Here is a 26,431-nt window from a genome sequence, read left to right as displayed (position 1 = left end):
TGGACGGTGCAGGCTCAGGCGGCCGTGGGCAGCGTCAGGACATCCACGCCGTCCTCGGTGACCACCATGGTGAGCTCGAACTGGGCGGTGCGCCGCCTGTCGGCGGTCGTGATCGTCCAGTCGTCGTCCCACTGCTCCCACTGGATGGATCCGAGGGTGAGCATGGGCTCGATGGTGAAGATCATGCCCGGAACGATCTCCGTGGCATAGGAGGGCGCGGCATCGTAATGCGGGATGATCAGCCCGGTGTGGAATTCGTGGCCCACTCCGTGGCCCGTGAAGTCGCGGACCACGCCGTATCCGAAGCGCTGGGCGTACTTCTCGATGACCCGTCCGATGACGTTGATCTCGCGGCCCGGACGCACTGCCTTCATGGCGCGGTTCAGCGACTCCCGTGTCCGCTCCACGAGCAGGCGGGACTGCTCGTCGACCTCGCCCACCAGGAACATGGCGTTCGTATCGCCGTGCATCCCGTCCTTGTAGGCCGTGACGTCGAGGTTGATGATGTCGCCGTCCTCGAGCACGGTGGAATCCGGGATGCCGTGGCAGATGACCTCGTTGAGCGAGGTGCAGATCGACTTGCGGAAGCCGCGGTAGCCCAGGCAGGACGGATACGCCCCGTGATCGCACATGTACTCGTGGGCGATCCGGTCCAGCTCATCGGTGGTCGTGCCCGGCACGCAGGCCTTCCCGGCCTCCTGCAGGGCGTCGGCGGCGATCGTGCCGGCGGCCCGCACCAGCTCGATCTCCTCCGGGGTGTATATGTTCGAGCACTTGCCCTCGTCGGGATCCTGCTTGCCCACGTACTCGGGTCGGACGATGCCGCCGGGCACCTGGCGCGACTTCCCGATGGCTCCGGGGCGCAGGCGCCCGAGCGGCGCGGCGCCGGGCTCGGCGGGGAGGTTGTGGGACGGGCTGGACACGGGGATCGGCGCTCCTTCTGGTCAGGGGTTCTCGACGGCGCTGCGTCGGGTGGTCTTCCCCCCAGCCTAGTTCTCCGGGCCGACGCCGCTGCGGGACCGGTCGACCGGGTAACGGGGCGGCGTGCCGCGGACGGAGCAGGCCGTGCGGATCACGGTGGGGGATACTGGGCAGCGGAAGCGCTCGCGCCGCGAGCCGGCCGCAGGGCCCTGGAGCCATGCGGCCGCACGACGACACCGGGAAGGCGGGTCGCCTCATGGAGTACTGGTACAACCTCAGCAGCGGTCAGATCGAGCAGGGCCAGCAGTCGGACTACAGCCAGCTGCTGGGCCCGTACGCCTCGGAGGCCGAGGCGCGCAAGGCGCTGGAGACCGCGGCGGCCAAGTCCAAGGCCTGGGACGAGAAGGAGCGCGAGTTCCGCGACGACTGAGCGGGCTTCGTCTGCTCCGAGGCCGTGGACGGGCCCCGACGGCAGCGCTGCCGTCGGGGCCCTCGTCGTCCCGTGCCTCGCAGCTCAACTCTCAGGCCACGTGCCTGGCCGGCTCGGACCTGCTCAGGGGCAGCTTCAGAAGGTGTGCTCGGGGCCGGGGAAGGAGCCGTCGCGGACGTCGTCGGCATAGCGGGTCACGGCGTCGGTGATCGTGGAGCGCAGAGCGGCGTACTGACGCACGAACCGCGGGACGCGTCCGCCGTTGAGACCCAGCAGGTCCTGCCACACGAGCACCTGCCCGGTGGTCGCAGCCCCTGCGCCGATGCCCACGGTCGGCACGTCCAGAGCGGCGTCGACCTCCTGCGCGGTCTGCGCCGGGACCATCTCGAGCAGCACGGAGAACGCCCCGGCCTCCTGGAGGGCCAGAGCGTCGTCGAGGACCCGTCGGGCCGCCTCGCCGCGGCCCTGGACGCGGTAGCCGCCCAGGGCGTGCTCGGACTGCGGGGTGAAGCCCACATGGCCCATCACGGGGATCCCCGCGCGCGCCACGGCGCGGACGTGCTCGGCCAGCGCGACGTCCGCCTCGATCTTCACCGCGTGGACCCCTCCCTCCTTGAGCAGCCGCACCGCCGAGCGCACGGCCTGCTGCGGGGACTCCTCGTAGGAGCCGAAGGGCAGGTCGGCGATCACCAGGGCACGACGGGCGGAGCGGGAGACCGCAGCCGAGAGCATGATCATCTGCTCGGGTGTCACCGGCAGGGTCGAGGACTCCCCGAAGACCGTGCTCCCGGCCGAGTCGCCGACCAGGAGGGTGTCGATGCCCGCGGAGTCGAAGATCTCGGCGAGCATGGCGTCGTAGGCCGTGAGCATCGTGAAGCGCTCGCCGGTCTCCTTGGCCTCCTGCAGGTGCCGGGTGCGCACCCGGCCCACGCTGCGCAGCCCCGGTGCGCTGCGCTCGGCGGCGCCCGCGGGAACGGAAGCGCTGTTGGGGTAGGGCGCGGTGTCCGGGCGATCTGCGGCGTGATCCGAGGAAGCTGCATCAGTCATGCGACTCAGGGTACGCGCAGGACACGGCGCGCCCCCATCGCCGTCCGAGCCGGCCGATAGGCTGTAATCCGGCACCGCACCGGGTCGTCATCGGCGACGGCCCCTCGCCTTCGCGGGCAAGCTCTCGAGCCTAAGGAGACCCCATGGACCGTCAGCAGGAGTTCGTGCTGCGCACCATCGAGGACCGCGACGTCCGCTTCGTGCGCATGTGGTTCACGGACGTGACGGGCACGCTCAAGTCCGTGGCGCTCGCCCCGGCGGAGGTCGAGTCGGCCTTCGAGGAGGGACTGGGCTTCGACGGCTCCTCGATCGAGGGCTTCTCGCGGGTCACGGAGTCGGACATGCTCCTTCAGCCGGATCCCTCGACCTTCCAGATCCTGCCGTGGCGCGGTGAGGATCAGCCCACGGCCCGCATGTTCTGCGACATCCTCACCCCGGACGGCGAGCCGTCCATGGCGGATCCCCGCGGCGTGCTCAAGCGCGTGCTGGCCAAGGCCACCGAGCAGGGCGTCACCTGCTACACCTCCCCGGAGATCGAGTTCTACCTCCTGGAGTCCTCGCGCCTGGATCCTGCCACGGGTGAGCCCACGCCGGTGGACAGCGAGGGCTACTTCGATCACACCCCGGGCGGCGTGGTGCAGAACTTCCGCAGGGACGTCGTGCTCATGCTCGAGGAGGTCGGCATCTCCGTCGAGTTCTCCCACCATGAGGCCGGCCCGGGCCAGAACGAGATCGACCTGCGCTACGCCGATCCGCTGCAGACCGCGGACAACATCATGACGTTCCGCACGATCGTCAAGGAGTCGGCGCTCAAGCACGAGTCGTACGCGACCTTCATGCCCAAGCCGTTCGGCAATCACCCCGGTTCGGGCATGCACACGCACTTCTCCCTGTTCGAGGGCGACACCAACGCGTTCTTCGAGGCGGGTGCCGAGTTCCAGCTCTCGCGCGTGGCCGGGCACTTCATCGCCGGCGTGCTGCGCTACGCCCCGGAGATGGCGATCCTGACCAATCAGTTCGTGAACTCGTACAAGCGGCTGTGGAGCGGGGATGAGGCTCCCTCCTACGTCTCCTGGGGCCACAACAACCGCTCCGCACTCGTGCGGGTGCCGCTGTACAAGCCGGACAAGGTGCAGTCCGCGCGCATCGAGTACCGCGGCCTGGACTCGGCGGCCAACCCGTACCTGGCCTACGCCGGCGTGCTGGCCGCCGGCCTGCGCGGGATCGAGGACGAGCTGGAGCTGCCTGAGGTCGAGTCGGACGATCTGAGCGCCATGTCCAGCGCCGAGCGCCGCGTGGCCGGGCACGAGCCCATGCCGGGCTCCCTGCACGAGGCGATCCGACTGGCCGAGGAGTCCGAGTTCATGGCCGATCTGCTCGGCGAGCAGGTCTTCGGGCACATCATGCGCAACAAGCGCGCGGAATGGGACTCCTACCGCACGGTGGTCACCCGCTACGAGCTCGAGACCAATCTCGGCCTGCTCTGAAGAACGGAAGGCGCTCGCACATGAGCCAGGAACAGGACGCTCCCACCGCCCTTCCGGAGGCGCTCGAGAAGCTCGCGGACCGGCGCCTGGTCAAGACCGGGTTCGACGACGTGCGCACGGCCCGGCGCTGGCTCGGCTTCGGCGAGCTGAAGGGCGTGGAGCTCGAGCCCCTGCTCGGGCAGCTCGAGCAGACCGGCTCCCCGGACGCCGCCGTGCGCTGCCTGGTGCGACTGATCGAGGCCGAGCCCCGGGCCGCTGCCCGTCTGAAGGACCCGCAGCAGGCGCAGACGCTGATCCGCCTGCTGGGCTGCTCCGAGGCCCTCGGCGGCTTCCTCGAGTCGCACCCGCAGCACCTGGACCTGCTCGATGGTCCCCTCGACCCCGAGCCGGAGGAGATCTCCGCCGACGAGCTGCGCTCGAGCCTCCTGCGCAGCGTGGGCGCCGACCCGGAGGCGGACACGCCCGTCGCGCAGTCCATCGGCGATGACGGCGCGGCAGCCCTGCGCGTCGAGTACCGCCGCCAGCTCATCCGCATCGCCCTGGGCGATCTGGGCGCCGCCGATCCCGTCGAGCACCTGCCGGCCGTCGGGCGGCAGCTCGCGGATCTGGCCGCAGCGGCCATTGAGGCCGCACTGGCCGTCTCCCGAGCCGAGATCCACGCCGGCAGCGGGTCCACCCAGGCGGACCCGGAGGAGCTCGAGCGCATCCGGCTCAGCGTCATCGGGATGGGCAAGTGCGGGGCCCGGGAGCTGAACTACATCTCGGACGTGGACGTCGTCTACGTCCACGACATCGTCGACCCGTTCGGCGGCGAGGACGGACACGAGCCGATCGACGACGACCGCGCAGCCGTGCTGGCCACGGCCCTGGCCAGCGGGACCGCCCGAGCTGTGATGTCCAACGGCCCGGAGGCCCCGCTGTGGGAACTCGACGCCAACCTGCGCCCCGAGGGCAAGGACGGGCCGCTGTCGCGCACACTGGACTCCCACGTGCGCTACTACCGCAAGTGGGCCAAGTCCTGGGAGTTCCAGGCGCTGCTCAAGGCCCGGCCCATGGCGGGGGACCAGGAGCTCGGCCGCCGCTACTCCGAGGCGATCTCGCCCATGGTGTGGGAGTCGAGCCAGCGCGAGGGCTTCGTGTCCTCGGTGCAGGCCATGCGCCGGCGCGTCATGGACAACATCCCCTCCGAGGAGCGGGACCGCCAGGTCAAGCTCGGCCCCGGCGGCCTGCGCGACGTCGAGTTCACCGTCCAGCTGCTGCAGCTGGTGCACGGCCGCGGCGATGAGTCCGTGCGCACCCGTGCCACCACAGACTCCCTGGCGGCCCTGGCCAACGCCGGGTACATCGGCCGTGAGGATGCCGAGGAGTTCGGCGCCCAGTACCGGTGGCTGCGCCTGCTCGAGCATCGCATCCAGCTCTTCCGCATGCGTCGCACCCACCTGATGCCGACCTCCACCGCGGAGCTGGCCGTGATCGCCGCCGCCATGCACCCGCCCAGGGCGGGTGCCCGCACCGGCGGCGACGACCTGATGGAGCGCTGGCACAAGACGCGCAGGGCCGTGCGCGGCATGCACGAGCGGATCTTCTACCGCCCGCTGCTGGCCGCGATCACCAACACCTCCTTCGAGGGCGTCGAGCTGAACCAGGACCAGGTCCGAGACCGCCTCAAGGCGCTGGGCTACCGCGACCCCAAGGCTGCCCATCGTCACCTCGAGGCGCTCACTCGGGGCGTCAGCCGCCGGGCCAGCATCCTGCGCACGCTGCTTCCGGTGCTGCTCGAGTGGTTCGCCGAAGGCGTGGATCCGGATGCCGGGCTGCTCGGCTTCCGGCGCGTGTCGGAGGAACTGGGCACCTCGCCCTGGTACCTGCGGATGCTGCGCGATTCCAACACCGGGGCGCAGCGCCTGTGCCACGTGCTCTCCTCCTCGCGCTACATCTCGGACATGCTGGAGACGCTGCCGGAGGCCACCGCGTGGCTGGGCACGGACGCCGAGCTCAAGCCCCGGACCTTCGCCACATTGTGGGCGGAGACGCACGCGCAGATGGGCCGTCACCCGGATGCCGAATCCGCAGTGCGCATGATCCGCTTGATGCGGCGCAGGGAGTCGCTGCGCGTGGCGCTGGCCGACACCGCCGGGCTGATCGATGTCCAGCAGGTCGTCGCGGCGCTGTCGGACATCGACCGCGCTGCGGTGCTCGGCGCCCTGTATTCCGCCGAGCGGGAGCTGCACCGCGAGCAGGGAGTGCCCTGGGCGACCGACGTCCTCGTGGTCGCCATGGGGCGCCAGGGCGGTCGCGAGATCGGTTACGGCTCCGACGCTGATGTCCTCTACGTCTACGTCCCCTGCGAAGACGGCCACGAGCATCCTGACCGCCATGAGCACGGGCTGATCTCCCGACCGGACGATGCCGCGGCCCCCGAGGCGGCCGATGCTGCGGAGGACGCGGAGGACGCGGAGGACGCGGAGGACGCGAGCACCGACGACACCGCGGAATCCGACGATGCATTGTCGGGCGCCTCCGACGAGGCTGCGGCCTCCGATGACGCCCCGGACTCCGAGGCCGCCGCCCAGGATGCCCCGCCGCAGCAACCGGGGGCGCAGGCGGCGCGGGTGATCGAGCGGATGGTCCAGCTGCTCAAGCGGCCCTGCGACCCGCCGATCGTGGCCGAGCGCGTGCTGGAGATCGACAACGATCTGCGTCCCGAGGGGCGCTCCGGTCCCATGGTCCGGTCGCTGGAGTCCTACGCCGAGTACTACAGCCGCTGGGCGGACACCTGGGAGTTCCAGGCGCTCACCCGAGCCCGGCCCATGGCGGGGTCGGATCTGCTCGCTGAGCGGTTCACCGAGCTGATCGATCCCTACCGCTACCCGGCGGAGCTTACCGAGCGCCAGCTCAATGAGATCCGACGCATGAAGGCTCGGGTGGAGAACGAGCGCCTGCCGCGCGGTGCCGACCCGTCCCGGCATGTGAAGCTGGGTCGCGGGGGTCTCTCGGACGTCGAATGGCTCGTGCAGACCCTGCAGCTGCAGCACGCCCACCAGCATCCCGGCCTGCGCACCACCTCCACCCTGGACGGGCTCGAGGCCGCGGTGCAGGCCGAGCTGATGGACTCGGAGGACGCCCACGCCCTGGCCAAGGCCTGGAAGCTGTGCACGGCCATCCGCAACGGCAACGTGCTGCGCACCGGCCGAGCCTCGGACGTGCTGCCCTCGGCGGGCCAGGACATGGAGGCCGTCGCGCGGTGGTGCGGCTATCCGCCGGGCAGCTCCGAGCTGCTCGAGGATGACTACCTTCGCACCACGCGCCAGGCCCGCGCTGTCTTCGAGCGGCTGTTCTACGGCCTCTGAGCAGACCGCACCCGATCGTCGGCGAGGGTCTAGCTCCGTCGGCCGTCGGGCCCGCGGGGTCCTCAGCAGCAGCTGATGCGCCGGCTCGTTCGCAGAAAGCAACAGGGGCCGCGATCGCCTCGACGATCGCGGCCCCTGCCGTGGTGCTGCTGAGGGATCAGACTCCGTAGTAGAGCTTGAACTCGAGCGGGTGCGGGACGAGCGAGAGCGGCTTGAGCTCCATCTCGCGCTTGTACTCGATCCAGGAGGACAGAGTGTCCTCGGTGAAGACATCGCCCTGCAGCAGGAACTCGTGGTCCTCCTCCAGCGCCTGCAGCGCCTCCTCGAGCGAGCCCGGAGCCTTCTTGATGTCCTTGGCCTCCTCGGGCGGCAGCTCGTAGAGGTCCTTGTCGATCGGATCCGCCGGCTCGATGCGGTTGCGGATGCCGTCCAGGCCGGCCATCAGCTGCGCGGCGAAGGCCAGGTACGGGTTGCAGGAGGGATCCGGGGCGCGGAACTCCAGGCGCTTGGCCTTGGGGTTGGTGCCGGTGATCGGGATGCGGATGCCGGCGGAGCGGTTGCCCTGCGAGTAGACCATGTTGACCGGGGCCTCGAAGCCCTTCACCAGGCGGCGGTAGGAGTTCACCGTGGGGTTGGTGAAGGCCAGCACGGACGAGGAGTGCTCGAGCAGCCCGCCGATGTACCAGCGAGCCAGGTCGGAGAGCCCGGCATAGCCCTTCTCGTCGTAGAACAGCGGCTCGCCGTTCTTCCACAGCGACTGGTGGCAGTGCATGCCGGAGCCGTTGTCGTTGAAGACCGGCTTGGGCATGAAGGTGGCGGTCTTGCCCCAGGCTGCTGCGGTGTTCTTCACGACGTACTTGAACTTCTGCAGGTCGTCGGCCGCGTGGGTCAGGGTGTCGAAGCGGTAGTTGATCTCCGCCTGGCCGGAAGCGCCGACCTCGTGGTGGGCGCGCTCGACCTCCAGGCCGACCTCGTCCAGGGTCACGGAGATGGCGTCGCGCAGATCCGCCTGCTTGTCCGTGGGGGAGACCGGGAAGTAGCCGCCTTTCACGGACGTCTTGTTGGCCAGGTTGCCGCCCTCCTCCCGGCGACCGGAGTTCCACGGGGCCTCGTCGGAGTCCACGGCGTAGAAGGAGCCCTGCGGCTGGACGTCGTAGCGGACGTCCTCGAAGATGAAGAACTCGGCCTCGGAGGCGAAGTTCGCGGTGTCCGCGATGCCAATGGAGCGCATGTAGGCCTCGGCGCGCTCGGCCACGCCGCGGGGATCGCGGTGGTAGGGCTCGCCGCTGCGGGGGTTGACGATCGAGCAGGTGACGTTGAGCGTCTTCTCGATCCGGTAGGGGTCCACGAACGCCGTGGCCACGTCCGGGATGAGCTGCATGTCGGACTCGGCGATGCCGGCGAAACCGCGGATAGAGGAGCCGTCGAAGAGCTGCCCGTTCACGAAGAAGTCGTCGTCGACGGCCTTGGCGGGGAGGTTGAAGTGCTGCTGGACCCCCGGCATGTCGGTGAACCGGACGTCGACGAAGACGACGTCCTCCTCCTTGATGAAGGCGAGGACCTCTTCTGCTGTCTTGAACACTGCGTACTCCTTCATGGTGTGGGGCGGCCGCCCTGTCAGCGGTCTTCCGCACGACGGGCCGAGCCCCTAGCGGATCGTCTTCGACCCTACGGAGGCGCCGTTGCCCAGCCGTGACCCTCGTGTTTCGCGGGTGTTTCGGATCTCATCCTATCGGCCGAGCCTCCGAGCACGCCCGAAGCGCGCAGTATCCGCCGGAGCCGCCGCGGCTGCCCCGGTAGGCTGAGCGGATGACCGAGCACGACGACGTCCGCCGCCCCAGCGCCCCTGCCGACGCAGAGACGGGCTACCCGGGACAGGGTCTGGGGCGACCCCAGGACGGGCCCGGCTCGATTCCCAGCCTGATCCGCCGCGTGGGAGGCCTGTGCATCGACTGGGGCATCGCGGTGGCGCTGGCCTGGGCGCTGCTGCCCTACGAGTGGGTCAACCTCGGCATCACCGGGATCTGGCTGGTGCTCACGATCCTGGCGGTGGGGTTCATGGGCCACTCGGTGGGCCACCTGGTCCTGGGGATGCAGGTCCAGACCCTCGATGGCCGCCCGATCGGCTTCGCCAGGGCGTTCGTGCGCACCGTGCTCCTCGCCCTGGTGATCCCGGCGCTGATCATGGACCGCGACCAGCGCGGGCTCAACGATCGCCTGATCGGCACGGTGCTGGTGCGCATCCGCTGAGCACGACCACGCGAAGAGGCCCCGGACGTCGGTGACATCCGGGGCCTCTTCGCGCGTTCGGAGCGGGATCAGCGGCCGCGCAGCGCCTTGTGATCGGGGCGGGCGCGCATGGGGTCCACGCCCTTGGGGATCGGCAGCTGGTCGGAGCGCAGGGTCGACAGGCGCTGGTGCACCGCCGAGACCTCCTGCTTGGTCAGCTTGTTCTCCAGCTTGCGGATGTGCTTGGAGACCTGGTTCAGCGGCACCTGATCCTCACGCGGGCCGGCGGCGATGATGTGGATCGGGACATTGCGCACGCGCGGTCCCACGCGGCGGCGCTCCTTCTCGGCGAGCTTGCGGGCGCGGCCGGTGGGGCCCTCGGTCACCAGCACCACACCGGGGCGGCCGATGGCGCGGAAGACCAGGTCGCGATTGCGCGGATCGATCTGCACCGGCTGCTCCTCGACGATCCATCCGCGGCGCAGCGTGGACAGAGCCGCGCCCGTGGCGCCCGGCTGATCCTCGATGCGGGCGAAGGCGGCCTTCTCCGCCCGTCGGGACAGGAACCAGAAGCACAGCAGGATGGCGAACGGGATGCCGATCAGCAGCCAGGTGATCCAGTTGTTGAGCAGCAGGCCCAGCAGCAGGAAGACCACCAGCACGCCCAGCCCGAGGGCGATGAGCTTGAGAGTGATGTTCGGGTCCTGCTCCTTGGTGATCTGGAAGACCTGCTTGATCTGGGCGAAGGGCCCGGGACCGCGCTCGGCCTTCCGCTTGGCCTTGGCCTCGCGCTGCTCCTGCTTGGCCTTGGCCTTGGCGGCCTTGGGATCGGCAGCGGAGGCGCCCTTGCTGCGGGAGGGAGTGCGATCAGACACGGATGGTTCCTCGTGGTCGGGATGCTGCGGGTGGCCGCCCGGTCGAGACGCTGGTGAGCGAAGGGCGGCGGAGCGGGGCCAGTCTAGCGGCTGAGGGAGGCGGCAAGGGCCCGCCCGACGCGATGCGTCGGCGGGCCCTTGCCGGACCGACGGTGCGCTGCAGACACCGGCAGCTCGGACTCAGCGGCCGAGCTTGGCCATGAGGGTCGAGGCCTCCTGCGCGGCGGAGCCCTCATCGGTGATGTGGGCCAAGTGCTCGGGGATCTCGCGGTCGAGCTTCTTCATGGCGCGGGCCCACAGGCGCCCGGAGCGGTAGGAGGAGCGGACCATGGGTCCGGCCATGACGCCCAGGAAGCCGATCTCCTCGGCCATCTCGCTGTACTCCACGAACTGCTCGGGCTTGACCCAGCGGTCGATCGGGTGGAAGAGCTTGGACGGGCGGAGGTACTGCGTGAGGGTGATGATGTCGCAGCCGGAGTCGCGCAGGTCGCACAGCGCCTCGTAGATCTCCTCGTCCGTCTCGCCCATGCCCAGGATCAGGTTGGACTTGGTGATCAGGTCCTGGTCCTTGGCGAAGTTCAGGACCTCGAGGGAGCGCTCGTAGGTGAAGGCCGGGCGGATCTTCTTGAAGATGCGCGGCACGGTCTCCAGGTTGTGGGCGAAGACCTCCGGCTGGGCGTCGACGACCTCCTGCAGGGACTCGGGGCGGCCCTTGAAGTCGGGGATCAGGATCTCCATGCCGGTGTTCGGGGAGATCTCGTGCACGGCGCGGATGGTCTCCGCGTAGAGCCACGACGCGCCGTCCTCCTGGTCATCGCGGGCCACGCCGGTGACGGTCGCGTAGCGCAGGTCGAGGTCGCGGATGGACTCCGCGACCTTGCGGGGCTCCTCCGGGTCCAGCGGCTCGGGACGGCCGGTGGAGATGTCGCAGAAGTCGCAGCGACGGGTGCACACCGAGCCGCCGATGAGGAACGAGGCCTCGCGGTCCTCCCAGCACTCGTAGATGTTGGGGCAGCCGGCCTCCTCGCACACCGTGTGCAGGCCCTGGCTGCGGGCCATGGACTTCAGCTTGGTGTACTCCGGACCGGTGCGCGCGGTGTTCTTGAGCCAGTCCGGCTTCTTCTCGACCGGGACCTCGGCATTGCGGGCTTCGACGCGCAGCAGGCGGCGGCCTTCGGGGGCGATGGTCATCGGCGTTCTCCTCGTCTGTTGTCCTGGGTGAGGACCGGGTCAGTCTGTCGGTGCTCGGTCCGCGCGGTGGCGCGGGCTGATGCGTCTCAGGCCGCGCTCGCGGCGGGCCAGGGCAGGGGTACGGCGTCTGCGGGGATCTCGGAGACCTCGCACAGATCGGCCTCGCGGAGGATCAGCTCGTCGATCACGAGGTCCTTGACCTCCGACGGCGTCACGGTCCGGCCGAGCTCGCGGCTGATCGTGGTCACGCCGGCGTCCGAGATCCCGCACGGGATGATGCTGCGGAACGCCTCGAGGTCGTTGCTGCAGTTGATCGCGATGCCGTGCATGGTGGTGCGCTTGGAGACCTGCACGCCGATCGCCGAGATCTTGCGATCGGCGCCGCGCTCGTCGGCGAGGATCCAGGCTCCGGAGCGGCCCTCGACCGTGACGGCCTCCAGCCCGAGCCGTCGCAGCACGGACAGCACGAGCTGCTCCATGTTCCGCACGAACTTCACGACGTCGATCGGGGTGGTCAGCTTCATGATCGGGTAGACCACGAGCATCCCGGGGCCGTGCCAGGTGATCTTGCCTCCGCGGCCGATCTCGACCACTTCGGTCCCATCCGTGGGGTACTCCTCGGCGGCGGCTCGCCGACCTGCCGTGTAGACCGGCTCGTGCTCGCACAGCAGGACCGTGTTGGCCCGGGTGCCCGCCACGACGTCGCCGTGGACGATCCGCTGCAGCTCCAGCGCGGGTCGGTACGGAACCAGGTCCGGAGCCATGCCAAGAGACTCGATGGAAAGGGACATGTCACCAGGGTACGCCTGGTGCTCGGATGTGGATAACTCGAGACGTCCTTTCGCTGACAGCATGCTGGGCGCATGGATGAGAACCAGACGGGCACCGCTCAGGACCACGATCCGTTCCGGGAGCTTCTGTGCTCCGATGGCCCGTGGGCGCCGACCGGCGGGCAGCGGCTCACCCACCTGCAGACCGGAGAGTCCTTCGGACGGCTCGCGCTGGCGGACGCGCACGACGCCTCTGACTGGGCCGAGCTCGTAGAAGCACTTGCAGACCTGGACAGCGAGCGGCTCGTGCTCCCGCGGGCGGTGATCGACGACGGCGCCGCCGTGCTCTACTCCGGGCCCGACGACCTCGGTGAATCCTTTGCGAGCCTGCTGGAGGCTTCCGGGATGGTCGAGCAGGACGAGACCATGCGCATGGCAGCCGATCTCGCCCTCGCCCTGCGGCAGCTGCACTCCTCCGGCGCAGTGCTCGGGCGTCTGCGGCTGCAGGACGTGCTCAGGTCCGGTGACGGAGGGTGGGCGCTGCTGGTCTCTCCGTCCTCCGGCGCCCACACGGCGGCTGGGGCTGAGCTGGCGCGGCTCAGCCGCGCTGACGTGGTCCTGCTCGCCTCGGCCGCTGTCACGGTGCTCACCGGGCGACGCCCCAGCGCTGCGCGCACTCGTGCGCCGCTGCGCAGCACCCACCCGCTGCTCGATCCGGAAGCCGCTGACGCCCTGGACCTCGTGCTCGACCGGGCGGCTCAGCAGGAGGGGGAGGGCTCAGCCGGGACGGGGGAGCGCGCCGGGTCGACGGCTCGTGCCGGTACCGGGATGGCCACCGGCTCAGGGATGCTCACGGCCTCGGAGCTGGAGCTGCTGCTGCGGCCTGCAGCGTCGTGCTCGGCGGGGTTCGAGCTGACGGAGGCCGAGGCGACAGGGGATGAGCCAGCGCGCTCCGGCCCCACAGGGGCCGGGCCTGCCGACGTGACGCGGATGGGCCGGCCCGCTGTCGAAGGACCGATTGCGGCGAAGGGCGCGGGCGACTTCGGCCCTCTGTCCGCAGATGAAGCCGAGCCCCTCCCGGAAGGACAGGAGCGCGATGATCCCACCGTCCGGCTGCTGCGTGCCGAGGCACGTGAGCCGGAGAGATGGCGGCGCAGCGCTCGAAGTCTCCGAGGAAGCACTCGACGAGGTGACGGCGGTGCCCAGCACACCAGCGGTGGCGGGGAGCAGGGCAGGGGCGGCGGGCCTCAGCTCGTGAGCAGCGATCGTGCGGACCGGGGCAGGGCTCGTCCGGCCCGAGGTCGTGCGCGTCCGTCAGCCGCCGCGTCTGAGGAATCGCGACGCCCGCGTCGCGTGCTCGCCGGAGCGGCCGCGGTCGTGATCGGTGCCGCTGCCCTGGCCGGGTGGCAGGTCGTCACCGGGCCGCCAGACGAGATCCCCAGCGCCGTCGGCTCGGCCGAGCAGGTTCCGGGCGCTGCTGTCGGAGACCAGCCGGCTGCCGGCGGCGATGACCCGACGCAGGCAGCACCGGGGGAGTCCGTCTCGTCCGAGACCGGAGCGGCGACCGAGCCGGAAGCCGTGAGCGCTCAGCACAGTCCGGAGTACGCCGCGGCCGCGCTGATCGCCTTGCGAGCCGATGCGCTGCGCACGGGAGATCGCGACCTGCTGGAATCGGTCTACCTCCCGGAAGCGGCCGATCTGGCCGATGACCTGGAGACCCTGGACCAGGCGAGATCGTCGGGAGCGTTCGAGGACCTGCAGATGGCGCTCGCCGATGCGCAGCCGTCGGCCTCGGACCCGAGCGCCGCCCGCGCCGAAGCCAGTCCACCCGAGCGAACCGCCACGGTCACCGGCACGGTGGAGGCCACGGGCAGCGGCCTGGATCCGGAGGCCGCCGGTGAGGCCACGCTGCGCCAGGACGTGAGCATCGAGATGGTGGGAGGCGACGACGGCGCCTGGCGCCTCCTCGACGTCACGCCGATGTGAGCCGGAGATGCCGGAGGCCCGAGATCGCCTCGAGCCGGAGGCGGCGGCGACTCTGTGATGACGGCGAGCCGGGACCGATCTGCTCGGTCCCGGCTCACGGGTGCCCTGCTCAGCGGGGCTCGTGTGCCCGCGTGCGGCTCACCAGAGGACGGCGATCACCATGTTGATCAGGGCCGAGCCGCCCACGCCGTGGGCGATGCCGGTCGAGACCGGCTCGCCCTTGGCGATCTTCCGGCGACCGATCAGGGCCGCGGCGAAGACCGCGATGGCGATGATCAGCTTGATGGTGAGCTTGAGGTGGTTCACGGGGCCGTCCCCCATCTCGAGCAGCCCCATTAGGAGCAGACCGGAGACGAGCATGGCCACGGACGACCAGAACTGCCAGCCGGTCACCGTCGGCTTGCGGAACGTGGCGATCCAGGTGCCGATGATCACGGCGGCGCCGAAGAGATGGACGAGGACCAGGAGGGAGTACACGAATGCCATGGAATCCACACTAACCGCAGTTTGACGACACCCTGTCACCGATTCCTCGAGGCAGCCGGTGATCTCAGCCACCCGTCGCGATGCGGGAAGGCCCCGCACCGTGGGACGGTGCGGGGCCTTGCAGGAGACGCTCGCTCGACGCGCTGCCGAGCGGGGGCGGACTCAGCTCACAGGCCGAGCGAGCCCTCGAAGCGGCCCTCCTCCAGGCGGGCCTTGAGGCCCTGGAGGAAGCGGCCGGCGTCGGCGCCGTCCACGATGCGGTGGTCGTAGGTCAGCGACAGGTAGCACATGTGGCGGATGGCCACGACGTCGTTGCCGTCGGCGTCCTGGATGACCATGGGGCGCTTCACGATCGTGCCCGTGCCCAGGATGGCGACCTGGGGCTGGTTGATGATCGGGGTGTCGAACAGCGCGCCGAAGGAGCCCAGGTTCGTGATCGTGAAGGTGCCGCCGGTCAGGTCGTCAGGGCTGAGCGAGCCGTCGCGACCGCGGGAGCCGAGGTCGGCGATGTTCTGGGCCAGGCCCGGAAGCTGCATGTCGCCAGCCTCCTTGATGACCGGGACCAGCAGACCGCGCGGGGTGTCCACGGCGATCGCCAGGTTCTCGGAGCCGTTGTAGACGATCTCCTTCTCGTCCTCCTTGAACGTGGCGTTCAGGGCCGGGTTGGCCTTGAGCCCCTCGGCCACGGCCTGGGCGAAGAAGGGGAGGTAGGTCAGCTTGGCGCCGTGCTTCTCCTGGAACGGGGCCTTGGCCTTGTTCCGCAGAGCGGCCACGCGGGTCATGTCGACCTCGGTGACCTGCGTCAGCTGAGCGGACTCCTGCAGCGACTCGCGCATGCGCTTGGCGATCGTCATGCGGATGCGCGGTGCCTTCTCCGTGGTGCCGCGCTTGTCCGAGACGGGCTGGATGGTGGTCGGCTCGCCGTTGTCGGCGATCTGCGCACCACCCTGCTGGGCCGAGCCGGAGGAAGCCGGGGACTGGGCGCCCGACTCCGCAGCGGCCAGAACGTCCTGCTTGCGGATGCGACCACCCACGCCGGTGCCCTTCACGGAGGCGAGGTCCACGCCCTTCTCGCGTGCGAGCTTGCGCACGAGCGGGGTGACGTAGCCGGAGGCCTCACCGGAGCCGGAGGCCGCGGAGGATTCCTGCTTCGGAGCCTTCTGCTGCGCGGGCTCGGTCTTGGCGGCCTGCGCCTTCTCGGACCTCTGGTCCTGAGCGGACTTCTCGTCCTTCTTGGCCTCGCCGGAGGTCTTGTCCTCGGCGGCCTCGTCGGTGGCCTCGGGGGTCGACGACGACGTCGCGGCGTCCTCGATCTCCTCGGCGGACTTCTCCTCGCTCTTGCCCTGATCGGAGGAGTCACTGGAGTCGTCGGAGGACTCGGCGGCGTCTGCGTCGCCGATCACGGCCAGGACCTGGCCGACCTCGGCGTCCTCGTCCTCCTGGACGCGGATCTCGAGCAGGGTGCCGGCCACCGGGGAGGGGACCTCGGTGTCGACCTTGTCGGTGGAGACCTCGAGGAGGGGCTCGTCGACGGCGATCTCCTCGCCGATCTCCTTGAGCCAGCGGGTCACGGTGCCCTCGGTCACGGACTCGCCCAGGGCGGGCAGGGCGACCTCGGTGCCGGAGCCGCCGGAGGACTTCTTGGCCTCGGCCTTCGGAGCCTCCTCGGAGGGCTTCTCCTCGGACTTCTCCTCAGCCTTCGGCTCCTCCTTCTCGGCGGAGTCATCCGCGGAGTCGCTGGAGTCGTCGGAGGACTCGGCGGCGTCTGCGTCGCCGATCACGGCCAGGACCTGGCCGACCTCGGCGTCCTCGTCCTCCTGGACGCGGATCTCGAGCAGGGTGCCGGCCACCGGGGAGGGGACCTCGGTGTCGACCTTGTCGGTGGAGACCTCGAGGAGGGGCTCGTCGACGGCGATCTCCTCGCCGATCTCCTTGAGCCAGCGGGTCACGGTGCCCTCGGTCACGGACTCGCCCAGGGCGGGCAGGGCGACCTCGGTGCCGGAGCCGCCGGAGGACTTCTTGGCCTCGGCCTTCGGAGCCTCCTCGGAGGGCTTCTCCTCGGACTTCTCCTCAGCCTTCGGCTCCTCCTTCTCGGCGGAGTCATCCGCGGAGTCGCTGGAGTCGTCGGAGCTGCCGGAGCCGGAGCCGTCGCCGATGACGACCAGCGGAGCGCCGACCTCGACGTCCTCGTCCTCCTGGACCAGGATCTCCTCGATCACACCGGCGACCGGGGAGGGGACCTCGGTGTCCACCTTGTCGGTCGAGATCTCGACGATGGCCTCGTCGACGGCCACCTCGTCGCCGACCTCCTTGAGCCAGCGGGTCACGGTGCCTTCGGTGACGGACTCACCGAGTGCAGGAAGGTTCACGGTTTCAGACATGTTCAGATTCTCTTTCTGACGTCAGGTCGATGCAGTGCTGGTGATCGGCCGGCGACGCTGTCAGCAGCGTCGCCGGCCGAGGTGGCCTGATCAGCCGTGCAGCGGGATGCCCGCCAGGCCCATGGCGGCCTCGCCGAGGGCCTCGTTCTGGGTGGGGTGCGCGTGGACGAACTGCGCGACGTCCTCCGGGTAGGCCTCCCAGTTGACGATGAGCTGGCCCTCGCCGATCTGCTCCGAGATGCGCTTGCCGATCGCGTGGAAGCCGACGATCGGGCCGTCCTTCTCGCGGACCAGCTTGATGATGCCGCCGGTGCCCAGGATCGAGGACTTGCCGTTGCCGAGCAGGTTGTACTCGAAGGTCTCGATGTTCTCCTTGCCGAACTTCTCCTCGGCCTTGGGCTGGGTGTAGCCCACCGACGAGATCTCCGGCTCGGTGAAGGTGACCTTGGGGACGTTGATGTCCTCGACGGGGATCGGGTTCAGGCCCGCGATCTCCTCGGCCACGAAGCGGCCCTGCTGGTAGCCGCGGTGGGCCAGCTGCACGCCCGGGACGATGTCGCCGATCGCGTAGATGTTGCCCACGCCGGTGTGCAGGCGCTCGTTCGGGGTGACGAAGCCGCGGTCCATGGGGATCCCGAGGTCCTCGTAGCCCATGTCCTCGGTGCGCGGGGCGCGGCCCACGGCGACCAGGACGACGTCGGCCTCGAAGACCTTGCCGTCGGCGAGGGTGACCTTGGCGCCGTTGTCGTCCTGCTCGACCTTCTCGAAGAAGGTGCCCAGGTTGGTCTTGATGCCCTTCTTCTTGAACTCCTTCTCGAGGTTCTTGATGATGGCGGGGTCCTCGTTGGGGACCAGGTGATCCAGGCCCTCGATGACGGTGACGTCCACGCCGAAGGAGTTCCACATGGAGGCGAACTCGGAGCCGATGACGCCGCCGCCCAGCACGATCGCGGACTTGGGGGTCCAGTCGATCTCGAGGGCCTCGGTGGAGGTCATGACCCGATCGCGGATCTCGATGCCCATGGTCTTCGAGTAGGAGCCCGAGGCCAGGATGATGTGCTTGCCGGTGTAGGTGGTGCCGTCGACGTCGATGGTGTTCTCACCGGTGAGCTTGCCGAAGCCGTCCACGACGGTGACCTTCTTGGACTTCATGAGTCCCTGCAGGCCCTTGTACTTGCCGGCGACGATGCTGTCCTTGTACTCGCGCACCTTGGCCATGTCGACGGAGACCTCGCCGATGCTCACGCCGTACTTCTCCGAGTTCTGGGCCTCGGTGGCCAGCTCGGCCGAGTGCAGGTACGCCTTGGTGGGGATGCAGCCCCAGTGCAGGCAGGTGCCGCCCAGCTTGGACTTCTCGATCAGTGCGACGCTGAAGCCCAGCTGGACTCCGCGAAGAGCTGCGGCGTAACCGGCGGAGCCTCCGCCGAGCACCAGGATGTCGAATTCGTTGTCTGCCACGGATGACGCTCCCTTGCGATCTGTTCCACGTGCGCCCGGCGTCGTCGCCGTGCGTGCCCCTGACATGCCGTGCAGAGGCCTCGGTTCTGTTCGTCAGTCTAGCCCCGTCGCACGCGCGCGCCATGCGGGTGACGACCGTGCCGCACAGCCTGCCCGGAGGCCGGCCGTGCGGCACTGCTCACACCGCGAGCGTGCTCGAGTCTGCTCAGACCGGTCGTCCGGCCACGAGCTCGAGGGTCCGGAACAGGGTCAGCAGGCCCATGCCCGTGCCCTGACGAGGGGTATAGCCCCACGGGGAGTCCTCGTTGAACGACGGTCCGGCGATGTCCAGGTGCGCCCAGGGGCCGGCAGGGCCCTCGGGGCGCAGGTCATCGGCCGAGTCGGTGTGCTCGGCGCCGCCGAACTCCTGCAGGAACAGCCCGGCCACCAGCATCCCGCCCTCGCGGTCGCCGATGTTCTTCAGATCGGCGACGTGCGAGTCCAGCGAGGCGCGCAGGTGATGCGGCAGCGGCATGGGCCACAGGGACTCGCCCGAGTCGACCGAGGCCGACAGCAGCGCCTCGACGGCATCGTCATCGCCCATGACTCCCGCGGTGCGCTTGCCGAGGGCGATCATCTGAGCACCCGTCAGCGTGGCGACGTCGATGAGCAGGCCCGGATCCTCCTCGCGGGCGGCGACGAGGCCGTCGGCCAGCACCAGCCGGCCCTCGGCGTCGGTGTTCAGGACCTCGACGGTGCGCCCGCCGCGGATGCGCAGGACGTCGCCGGGGCGGGTGGCGGTGCCCGAGGGCATGTTCTCGGCCAGGCACAGCCAGCCCGTGGTGGCCACGGGAAGCCCTGCCTCGGCGGCGGCCAGCACCGTGGCCAGCACGGTGGCGGCCCCTGACATGTCCGACTTCATGGTCATCATGGATGCCCCGGGCTTCAGCGACAGGCCGCCGGAGTCGAACGTGATGCCCTTGCCCACCAGCGCCACATGGTCGACGGGCTTGGCTGGCTCCCAGCCGATGCGCACCAGGCGCGGCGGGTGCGCCGCTCCCTGGCCCACGCCCATCAGGCCGCCGTAGCCGCCGGCGGCGAGCTCGTCCTCGGCCAGGACCTCGACCGAGAGCCGGCCCTTGGCCCCGGTGGAGGTCGCGGCCGCGAGATCGCGGGCCAGCTGGGCGAAGCTGTGCGGATACACCGTGTCCGGGGACAGATCGGTCAGTGTGCGCGACAGTGCTACGGCCCGCCCCAGGTTCTCCGCGCGGGTCAGAGCGGGAGCCAGCTCGTCCGCGGGAAGGCCCGCCGCGGCGATCGTGGCACGGCGCAGCGGGGAGTCGCTGGGCTTGCGGGTCGCGTGCTTCTGGGCGGTGAACGTGAAGGCGCCCAGCGCCGCGCCCTCGGCCTGGCGGCGGCCTCTGCCACGTCCTGGGCCGGCAGAGCGAACACGGCGTGCTCGCGACCGGTCAGGGCGCGTGCGGCCGCACCGGCGGCGCGGCGCAGCGACTCGGCGCGCGAGTCGGTCTCGCGGCCGTCGCCCAGCCCGCTCAGCACGATGACCGGCCAGGCCGAGCCCGACGGGGCCGGCAGGGTGCGGACCTCATCTGCGGCGCCGGAGACGCGCAGCGCCTCCGCCTGCAGCTGCAGATCGGCGGGAAGGCCCTTGGCCTCCAGCGGCAGGGCCACGACGGGGCCATCGGGGGTCTTCTCCACGCCGAGCACCAGAGCGTCCGCGGACAGGGAGGACAGCTTCTTGGTGCTGCTGGTCAGGCTCAGCCCGCCCGAGGGGACGAGGTCGATGAGCGCGGGCGGGGTCTCGGCGCCGGGGCGTCGGCGGGCGGGAGAGCTGGAGGGGGTGCGGGCCATGGACTGTCCTCATTCCTCTGGAGGGTGATCGGCGCGCGGCGCGCGATCGGGGCGGGGATCGGTTCCTGCAGCGGTGCGGTGCGCTTGGCCTGCCTCCGGGCGATATGCCCGGAGCGGGGCCGGAGCGTCCAGCCGCTGCGTCATGTGCTCGAGGGTAGCGGGCGCCTCGGACGGGGCACGGCGAATGGGCGCTGCTCCTCATGGGTGCGAGACTGGTGGCTCGGCCGTCGCACGGAATAGAACACGCCTGCGGGGCCGTTGCATCCTGCTGAAGCGCCCGTGCCCGTGGAGGGGCGCGGCGCACGGCACGTCGATGGAGGAGCAACTGTGGCTGATGCATCCGAGCTGTACATGGCGAACGGGAGCCTGCTTGATGACCCCCGGCTGCACGGCGCTCCCATGATCGTGGCCCTGTCCGGCTATGCCGATGCGGGGCACCTGGCCGAGCAGGTCCGCGAGACCCTGCTGGGGGGACTGCCCTCGGAGGTCCTGGCCAGGTTCGACTCCGACCAGCTGCACGACTACCGGGCCCGGCGCCCGCACGTGCGCTTCGTCCAGGACCACTTCGAGCGCATCGAGGGCCCGGAGCTGGCCCTGCACCTGGTGACGGACCCTCTGGGCCAGCACTTCACGGTGCTCTCCGGGCCGGAGCCGGACCTGCACTGGGAGCGCTTCCTGGACGCGGTCATGGACCTCGTGCAGCGCATGGAGACCTCGATCGTCACCGACGTCACGGGATTCCCCATGCCCGTTCCGCACACCCGACCCTTCCTGGTGACCCCGCACGGCTCACGCACCGATCTGGTGGGCTCGGGCTTCTCCAAGCTGCCGATCATCGAGATGAGCTCCTCGGTCGCCCAGCAGCTCGAGATCCGCCTTGCCGAGGCCGGAATCGACCACGTGGGCTTCTCGGTGCACGTCCCGCAGTACATGGCCGAAGCCGTCCTGCCGCAGATCGCGGTGACCGCGTTCGAGCACTTCTCCGCGGCCACGGCCCTGACCCTGCCCACCGACGCCCTGCGCGACGACTCCCGCGATGCCCTGCAGCGCATCGAGGAGCAGGTGGCCGAGTCGCCGGAGATCCAGGCCGTGATCTCCCAGCTCGAGCAGCGCTACGACGAGGCCGTCGAGGGCGCGCAGCCGCGCTCCCTGCTGGCCGGAGACGCCGACGAGCTGCCCGATGCCGATGAGATCGGGGCGGCCGCCGAGGCCTTCCTGGCACAGCGCTCGGAGTCTGACGACCTGTGACGGGCGCTGCGTCTGGTCGTCCCCTCCCGCAGCGCGACTCGCGCACAGCCTTCCTCGTCATGGGGGTGGGCGTCTTCGCCTACATGATCGCCGTGGCGCAGCGGACGAGCTTCGGGGTGGCCTCGACCCAGGCCGCGGATCGCTTCGGCGCCGCGGCCTCCGAGCTGTCCCTGTTCACGATGCTGCAGGTCCTGATCTACGCCGGCATGCAGATCCCCGTCGGCGTGCTGGTCGATCGGCTGGGCAGCCGGCGGATGGTCGCCATCGGCGCCGGGCTGATGATCGTCGGACAGCTCATCCTGGCCGTGGCCGAGTCGATCAGCGTGGGCGTTCTGGCTCGCGTGTTCGTCGGCGCCGGCGATGCCATGACCTTCGTGTGCGTGCTGAAGATCGTCCCGGCGTGGTTCTCGCTGCGTTATTCGCCCATGGTCACCATGGCAGTCGGCGCGGTCGGCAACCTGGGCCAGCTGCTGTCGGTCGTGCCGTTCAGCCTGCTGCTCTCGGCGGCCGGATGGGTCCCGTCGTTCCTGTCGATGGCAGGACTGTCCGTGCTGACGCTGGTCCTCGTGCTGGCCTTCCTGCGCGACTCCCCGGAGGGCTCGGCCCGCAGCGAGCGGCCCACGACCCTGCGCAGGGTGCGCATCCAGGTGCAGCGCTGCCTGCGCGATCCCTCCATCGGACTCGCGTTCTGGCTGCACTTCACGATCCAGTTCACCGGCAACGTCTTCGGACTGATGTGGGGCTACCCCTATCTGCAGCACGCCCAGGGCCTGTCGATGGGGGAGGCGTCGTTCGTCATGACGTTCTTCGTGCTGGCCAACATCGTCGTGGGCCTCGTGCTCGGCGGGATCGTCTCGCGTGCGCCCGATCGCCGGATGCGCCTGTCCTTCACCATCATCGGACTGGGTGCGGCCGCGTGGCTCGTGCTGCTGCTGTGGCCCGGACATGTGCCGTTCCTGGTGCTGGTCGCGGCGGTCGTGCTGATCGCGATCTCGCTGCCGGCCTCCATGCTCGCCTTCAACGTGATCCAGTCGTTCATCCCCGTGCGCCGGGCCGGCACCGCCACCGGGATCGCGAATGTCGGCGGCTTCGTGGCGGCCCTGATCGCGATCTTCCTCATCGGTGCCGCGCTGGATCTGCAGCTGGCGCTGGGGATCACCGACGAGCTGTACTCGCCGGCGTCGTTCCGAGTGGCCATGGCCACGCAGCTGCTGGTGACGGCCGTGGGCTCAGCCTTCTGCCTGCTGTTCACCCGCCGGGTCCGCAGCAAGTACGGCGCCAGCGCGGTCTGAGGGCTCCACAGCCTCCGTCTGCGCAGCCACGCGGGGCGGGATCTCCACGGTCGTCGGCTTCCGGACCCGGTGGCCGGCCCCGACGGCGACGCTGGGCCCATGAGCACAGACGCCGCGCACAGCGATCCCACTCCCTCCTCCCGCGCCGACTCCGGGCAGGACGTCGGCCGCGACCCGTTCACGCCCGTGGCGCGCACCGCCGCGGACATCCTCGCGATCATGCCGCACACGCTGGGGCAGTGGCCCAAGCGCTCGGCGGTGCTGCTGACCTCGACCGATTCGGAGCCCGGCCCGTGCCTGCGCGTGGACCTGCCCGAGGAGCGGGTGCTCGCCGATGAGCTCACGCTGCTCGAGTGGATCGCCGAGCTGTGCCGCCTGCTGGAGCACGATCCGGTGGGCGACCGCCTCTACCTGGCACTGTTCACCGACGGATCGTCCCTGGACGGGCGGCAGTGCGAGCAGGTCGTCGACGCCGTGGGGGAGGCCGCGGCCCTGTCCGGGCACAGCATCGCCGGGTGCTGGGAGGTGGGGCCGCGGCAGTGGTTCGATCTGGAGGACTCCGAGCCCCGGATCGGCCGCGACGTGCAGGAGATCCGCTCCAGCGCGGTGTGGACGGCGCTGGTGGTCACCGGAAGCACGGTCGACGAGCCGGCCCCGACTCGGTCCGTCCGCGCCGAGCCGGAGCGCAGCGAGCTGCGGGTAGAGGACTGCCGGGGCCTGGTCCGAGAGTTCCAGCGGCGATGGAGCCTGCGCCGCGGCGCGGCCGGACCTGGTGCCGCCCAGTGCCTCCACCGCGACGTCGGACCCCAGGTGGCCGACTCCCTGGAGGCCTGGCAGCGCCTGCTCGATGAGCGCTCCCCGGGCACGGCCGCCGAACGGGCCTCGGCGCTGGATTCGGCCGCGCAGGCGCAGCTGCTGGTCTGCCTGGCGGATCCGCTGGGATCGGACGCGCTCGCGGTGTCCGTGCTCACCGGCCAGCACGGGCGCGCCCTGAGGGCCTGGTGGCAGCTGCAGGCCATGGTGCACGGGTCGAGCCACGGCGAGGACTTCGGCTGGATGATCGAGGTGCTCAAGGGCCGGTGGGACGGGACGCCCGACTGGGAGCGGGTCGAGCAGTGCGAGGGCGTGCTCGAGCTGCTGCTGGACCTGCTGCACGGCGCCGCTGAAGCGGGGCCCGGATCGCCGGCCGGTGCCGATGCCGAGGCCTGGCTGTGGGTGGCCACCGCGCATCTGGAGCGCTTTCGCGCCCGGGGGACGCGGGCGACCCAGTGGCTCGAGCTGGCTGCGGAGGCCGTGCCGGAGCACCTGGGCGTGGCGCGACTGCGCGCTCTGGGCACCCAGCATCCGCTGCCCAGCTGGGCGGGAGATCCGCAGCGCAGCTGGCATCGTCGCAGCTGAGCCCCGAAGTCCTGCCGGTGTTCGGACGAAAGCCGTGGGGCGCGCTCCATCGATGTCAGAAAAAAGATCTGCGACATCCGCGATTCACGGAACAAAAGGCAGCGACCTCTGGTTGGATCCCACGGTAGGCCCTTCAGGATCCTTGGCAGCGCGTGTGTGTGCGAGCCGAGGGCTTGACAGGGTCATAGGCGTTCTGACGGTGAGTCGGGCGCTTCGTCTAGTGAGGAAAGGTCAACATTGTCCCCTGCTGCCCAGAACAAGTCGGCTGCCGCTGCGAGCGCGAGCGACCCCGCTGAGGTCGACACCGCGGGTGCGGAGTCCACGGGCGCAGCCCCGGCCAAGTCCGCCGCCAAGAAGACGACTGCGGCCAAGAAGACCACCGCCGCGCGCAAGACCACCTCGTCCGCGGCGAAGTCGAGCGCCGTCAAGTCCACGGCCTCCAAGTCGGCTGCCTCCAAGTCGACCGCGTCCCGCTCCACGGCCACCAAGGCCTCGGTCCCGGAGACCGGTGCTGAGGCGGAGGCCAAGACCGAGTCGCTGGAGGAGGCTGAGAAGGCCCCGGCCAAGAAGACTCCGGCCAAGAAGACCGCCGCCAAGAAGCCCACCACGCGCAAGACGGCGGCCAAGGCCGCCGAGTCCGACGAGACCGCCGCCAAGGCCGCGCCCAAGACCACCCGCCGCAAGGCGGCCCAGGCCGAGCCGGAGGACAGCGCGGACGAGTACGAGGACGCCTCGGGAGAGGACCTCGACTCGGCCGATGAGGCCGATGATTCCGCGGAGGAGGGCGAGGACGTCGTCGTTCAGGGCGACGACGCCGAGAAGGCCCGCTCCGGCACCGAGGTCATCGCCAAGCCCACGGGCAAGGAGACCGAGTCCAAGTCGGACAAGGTCCGCGGCTTCGTGCTGTCCAACAACGACGATGACGACGCCCCCGCGCAGCAGGTTGTCTCCGCGGGCGCGACCGCCGATCCCGTCAAGGACTACCTGAAGCAGATCGGCAAGGTCGCGCTGCTCAACGCCGAGCAGGAGGTCGATCTCGCCCTGCGGATCGAGGCCGGCCTGTTCGCCGAGCACAAGTACAAGGGCGAGGAAGCGGACAAGCTGTCCAAGGAGGACCGCAAGGCCCTGCGCTGGGTCATCCACGACGGCAAGCGCGCCAAGAACCACCTGCTCGAGGCCAACCTGCGCCTCGTCGTCTCCCTGGCCAAGCGCTACACGGGCCGCGGCATGCTCTTCCTGGACCTGATCCAGGAGGGCAACCTGGGCCTGATCCGCGCCGTCGAGAAGTTCGACTACACCAAGGGCTTCAAGTTCTCGACCTACGCCACCTGGTGGATCCGCCAGGCGATCACCCGCGCCATGGCCGATCAGGCCCGCACCATCCGCATCCCGGTGCACATGGTCGAGGTCATCAACAAGCTGGCCCGCGTCCAGCGCCAGATGCTCCAGGACCTGGGCCGCGAGCCCACCCCGGAGGAGCTGGCCAAGGAGCTGGACATGACTCCGGAGAAGGTCGTCGAGGTCCAGAAGTACGGCCGCGAGCCCATCTCCCTGCACACCCCGCTGGGCGAGGACGGCGATTCCGAGTTCGGAGATCTGATCGAGGACTCCGAGGCCGTCGTGCCCGCCGACGCCGTGAGCTTCACGCTGCTGCAGGAGCAGCTGCACTCGGTGCTCGACACACTCTCCGAGCGGGAGGCAGGGGTGGTCGCCATGCGCTTCGGGCTCACCGACGGCCAGCCCAAGACCCTGGACGAGATCGGCAAGGTCTACGGCGTGACCCGCGAGCGGATCCGCCAGATAGAGTCCAAGACCATGTCCAAGCTGCGCCACCCCTCGCGCTCGCAGGTCCTGCGCGACTACCTGGACTGATCCTCCTGCGCTGAGCGCGCAGCGTCCTTCCGACGGCCCTCCCTCCGGCTGCCCCAGCGGCGGCGGAGAGGGGGCCGTCGTCGTATTCCCCGGGCGCTGCGCCGTCGGAGGCCGCCCGTAGGATCCCTAGCACCGAGAGAACACCTCAGGTGAGGAGCGGCC

The 26,431-nt window shown here is 70.1% G+C and carries 18 protein-coding genes and 1 pseudogene; 9 read left to right on the top strand and 10 right to left on the bottom strand.

The window, feature by feature from the left end:
- Positions 1-14: 14 nt before the first annotated feature.
- The gene (gene map / locus OVA15_RS05205) at positions 15-923 is read right to left on the bottom strand and encodes a type I methionyl aminopeptidase (RefSeq protein ID WP_268143556.1); all 909 of its coding nucleotides are present in this window, start codon (positions 921-923) and stop codon (positions 15-17) included.
- 215 nt (positions 924-1,138) lie between these two features.
- Between map and OVA15_RS05200 the strand changes: the two genes are divergently transcribed.
- On the top strand, positions 1,139-1,351 hold the full coding sequence (locus OVA15_RS05200; RefSeq protein WP_024290304.1) for a hypothetical protein: 213 nt from the start codon (positions 1,139-1,141) through the stop codon (positions 1,349-1,351).
- Between the two features lie 135 nt (positions 1,352-1,486).
- On the opposite strand, the gene panB is transcribed toward OVA15_RS05200, so the two are convergent.
- The gene (gene panB / locus OVA15_RS05195) at positions 1,487-2,398 is read right to left on the bottom strand and encodes a 3-methyl-2-oxobutanoate hydroxymethyltransferase (RefSeq protein WP_268143554.1); all 912 of its coding nucleotides are present in this window, start codon (positions 2,396-2,398) and stop codon (positions 1,487-1,489) included.
- Between the two features lie 143 nt (positions 2,399-2,541).
- Here panB and OVA15_RS05190 point away from each other — a divergent pair, with 143 nt between their 5' ends.
- Positions 2,542-3,885, top strand: a complete 1,344-nt coding sequence (locus tag OVA15_RS05190; RefSeq protein WP_053447497.1) for a glutamine synthetase family protein — start codon at positions 2,542-2,544, stop codon at positions 3,883-3,885.
- Positions 3,886-3,905: 20 nt separating this feature from the next.
- The gene (locus OVA15_RS05185; RefSeq protein WP_268143551.1) at positions 3,906-7,235 is read left to right on the top strand and encodes a bifunctional [glutamine synthetase] adenylyltransferase/[glutamine synthetase]-adenylyl-L-tyrosine phosphorylase; all 3,330 of its coding nucleotides are present in this window, start codon (positions 3,906-3,908) and stop codon (positions 7,233-7,235) included.
- Positions 7,236-7,392: 157 nt separating this feature from the next.
- Here OVA15_RS05185 and glnA read toward each other — a convergent pair whose 3' ends face one another.
- Positions 7,393-8,817, bottom strand: coding sequence for a type I glutamate--ammonia ligase (gene glnA / locus OVA15_RS05180; protein WP_268143549.1), 1,425 nt, complete (start codon positions 8,815-8,817; stop codon positions 7,393-7,395).
- A gap of 227 nt (positions 8,818-9,044) precedes the next feature.
- Here glnA and OVA15_RS05175 point away from each other — a divergent pair, with 227 nt between their 5' ends.
- The gene (locus tag OVA15_RS05175; RefSeq protein ID WP_053447494.1) at positions 9,045-9,485 is read left to right on the top strand and encodes an RDD family protein; all 441 of its coding nucleotides are present in this window, start codon (positions 9,045-9,047) and stop codon (positions 9,483-9,485) included.
- Positions 9,486-9,553: 68 nt separating this feature from the next.
- On the opposite strand, the gene OVA15_RS05170 is transcribed toward OVA15_RS05175, so the two are convergent.
- The 3 genes from OVA15_RS05170 to lipB all read right to left on the bottom strand — a co-directional run bounded on the left by OVA15_RS05170 (position 9,554) and on the right by lipB (position 12,321).
- The gene (locus OVA15_RS05170) at positions 9,554-10,339 is read right to left on the bottom strand and encodes a DUF4191 domain-containing protein (RefSeq protein ID WP_006214858.1); all 786 of its coding nucleotides are present in this window, start codon (positions 10,337-10,339) and stop codon (positions 9,554-9,556) included.
- A 180-nt stretch (positions 10,340-10,519) separates the two neighbouring features.
- A complete protein-coding gene (lipA, locus tag OVA15_RS05165) occupies positions 10,520-11,530 on the bottom strand; it encodes a lipoyl synthase (RefSeq protein WP_006214859.1) in 1,011 nt (336 codons plus the stop codon).
- 86 nt (positions 11,531-11,616) lie between these two features.
- A complete protein-coding gene (gene lipB, locus OVA15_RS05160) occupies positions 11,617-12,321 on the bottom strand; it encodes a lipoyl(octanoyl) transferase LipB (RefSeq protein WP_268143546.1) in 705 nt (234 codons plus the stop codon).
- 72 nt (positions 12,322-12,393) lie between these two features.
- On the opposite strand from lipB, the gene OVA15_RS05155 reads away from it, so the two are divergent.
- Positions 12,394-14,286: a hypothetical protein gene (locus OVA15_RS05155; RefSeq protein WP_268143544.1), complete on the top strand. Its 1,893-nt coding sequence runs from the start codon at positions 12,394-12,396 to the stop codon at positions 14,284-14,286.
- 138 nt (positions 14,287-14,424) lie between these two features.
- Here OVA15_RS05155 and OVA15_RS05150 read toward each other — a convergent pair whose 3' ends face one another.
- The 4 genes and pseudogenes from OVA15_RS05150 to OVA15_RS05135 form a co-directional block, all read right to left on the bottom strand.
- Complete coding sequence (locus tag OVA15_RS05150; protein ID WP_006214862.1) at positions 14,425-14,772, bottom strand: hypothetical protein; 348 nt, start codon at positions 14,770-14,772, stop codon at positions 14,425-14,427.
- A gap of 167 nt (positions 14,773-14,939) precedes the next feature.
- A complete protein-coding gene (gene sucB / locus OVA15_RS05145) occupies positions 14,940-17,153 on the bottom strand; it encodes a 2-oxoglutarate dehydrogenase, E2 component, dihydrolipoamide succinyltransferase (RefSeq protein WP_268143542.1) in 2,214 nt (737 codons plus the stop codon).
- Positions 17,154-17,243: 90 nt separating this feature from the next.
- Positions 17,244-18,611, bottom strand: coding sequence for a dihydrolipoyl dehydrogenase (lpdA, locus tag OVA15_RS05140; protein ID WP_006214864.1), 1,368 nt, complete (start codon positions 18,609-18,611; stop codon positions 17,244-17,246).
- 205 nt (positions 18,612-18,816) lie between these two features.
- Positions 18,817-20,459, bottom strand: a pseudogene (locus OVA15_RS05135) (leucyl aminopeptidase).
- Between the two features lie 327 nt (positions 20,460-20,786).
- On the opposite strand from OVA15_RS05135, the gene OVA15_RS05130 reads away from it, so the two are divergent.
- The 4 genes from OVA15_RS05130 to OVA15_RS05115 all read left to right on the top strand — a co-directional run bounded on the left by OVA15_RS05130 (position 20,787) and on the right by OVA15_RS05115 (position 26,269).
- A complete protein-coding gene (locus tag OVA15_RS05130; protein ID WP_006214866.1) occupies positions 20,787-21,707 on the top strand; it encodes a PAC2 family protein in 921 nt (306 codons plus the stop codon).
- A gap of 59 nt (positions 21,708-21,766) precedes the next feature.
- Complete coding sequence (locus OVA15_RS05125; RefSeq protein ID WP_268143539.1) at positions 21,767-22,999, top strand: MFS transporter; 1,233 nt, start codon at positions 21,767-21,769, stop codon at positions 22,997-22,999.
- A 99-nt stretch (positions 23,000-23,098) separates the two neighbouring features.
- On the top strand, positions 23,099-24,397 hold the full coding sequence (locus OVA15_RS05120; RefSeq protein ID WP_268143537.1) for a hypothetical protein: 1,299 nt from the start codon (positions 23,099-23,101) through the stop codon (positions 24,395-24,397).
- Between the two features lie 237 nt (positions 24,398-24,634).
- Positions 24,635-26,269, top strand: coding sequence for an RNA polymerase sigma factor (locus OVA15_RS05115; RefSeq protein WP_251715228.1), 1,635 nt, complete (start codon positions 24,635-24,637; stop codon positions 26,267-26,269).
- Positions 26,270-26,431: the final 162 nt, after the last annotated feature.

This window comes from Kocuria sp. SL71, from assembly GCF_026672465.1.
Lineage (GTDB): Bacteria > Actinomycetota > Actinomycetes > Actinomycetales > Micrococcaceae > Kocuria > Kocuria palustris.
This window is presented reverse-complemented; position numbering and strand designations above follow the sequence as displayed.

Excerpts from the sequence above, each read along its gene's own strand:
- OVA15_RS05200 (WP_024290304.1), top strand. The coding sequence starts at position 1,139 with ATGCGGCCGCACGACGACACCGGGAAGGCGGGTCGCCTCATGGAGTAC.
- panB (WP_268143554.1), bottom strand. The coding sequence starts at position 2,398 with ATGACTGATGCAGCTTCCTCGGATCACGCCGCAGATCGCCCGGACACC.
- OVA15_RS05190 (WP_053447497.1), top strand. The coding sequence starts at position 2,542 with ATGGACCGTCAGCAGGAGTTCGTGCTGCGCACCATCGAGGACCGCGAC.
- OVA15_RS05185 (WP_268143551.1), top strand. The coding sequence starts at position 3,906 with ATGAGCCAGGAACAGGACGCTCCCACCGCCCTTCCGGAGGCGCTCGAG.
- OVA15_RS05175 (WP_053447494.1), top strand. The coding sequence starts at position 9,045 with ATGACCGAGCACGACGACGTCCGCCGCCCCAGCGCCCCTGCCGACGCA.
- lipA (WP_006214859.1), bottom strand. The coding sequence starts at position 11,530 with ATGACCATCGCCCCCGAAGGCCGCCGCCTGCTGCGCGTCGAAGCCCGC.
- lipB (WP_268143546.1), bottom strand. The coding sequence starts at position 12,321 with ATGTCCCTTTCCATCGAGTCTCTTGGCATGGCTCCGGACCTGGTTCCG.
- OVA15_RS05155 (WP_268143544.1), top strand. The coding sequence starts at position 12,394 with ATGGATGAGAACCAGACGGGCACCGCTCAGGACCACGATCCGTTCCGG.
- OVA15_RS05150 (WP_006214862.1), bottom strand. The coding sequence starts at position 14,772 with ATGGCATTCGTGTACTCCCTCCTGGTCCTCGTCCATCTCTTCGGCGCC.
- sucB (WP_268143542.1), bottom strand. The coding sequence starts at position 17,153 with ATGTCTGAAACCGTGAACCTTCCTGCACTCGGTGAGTCCGTCACCGAA.
- OVA15_RS05125 (WP_268143539.1), top strand. The coding sequence starts at position 21,767 with ATGGGGGTGGGCGTCTTCGCCTACATGATCGCCGTGGCGCAGCGGACG.
- OVA15_RS05120 (WP_268143537.1), top strand. The coding sequence starts at position 23,099 with ATGAGCACAGACGCCGCGCACAGCGATCCCACTCCCTCCTCCCGCGCC.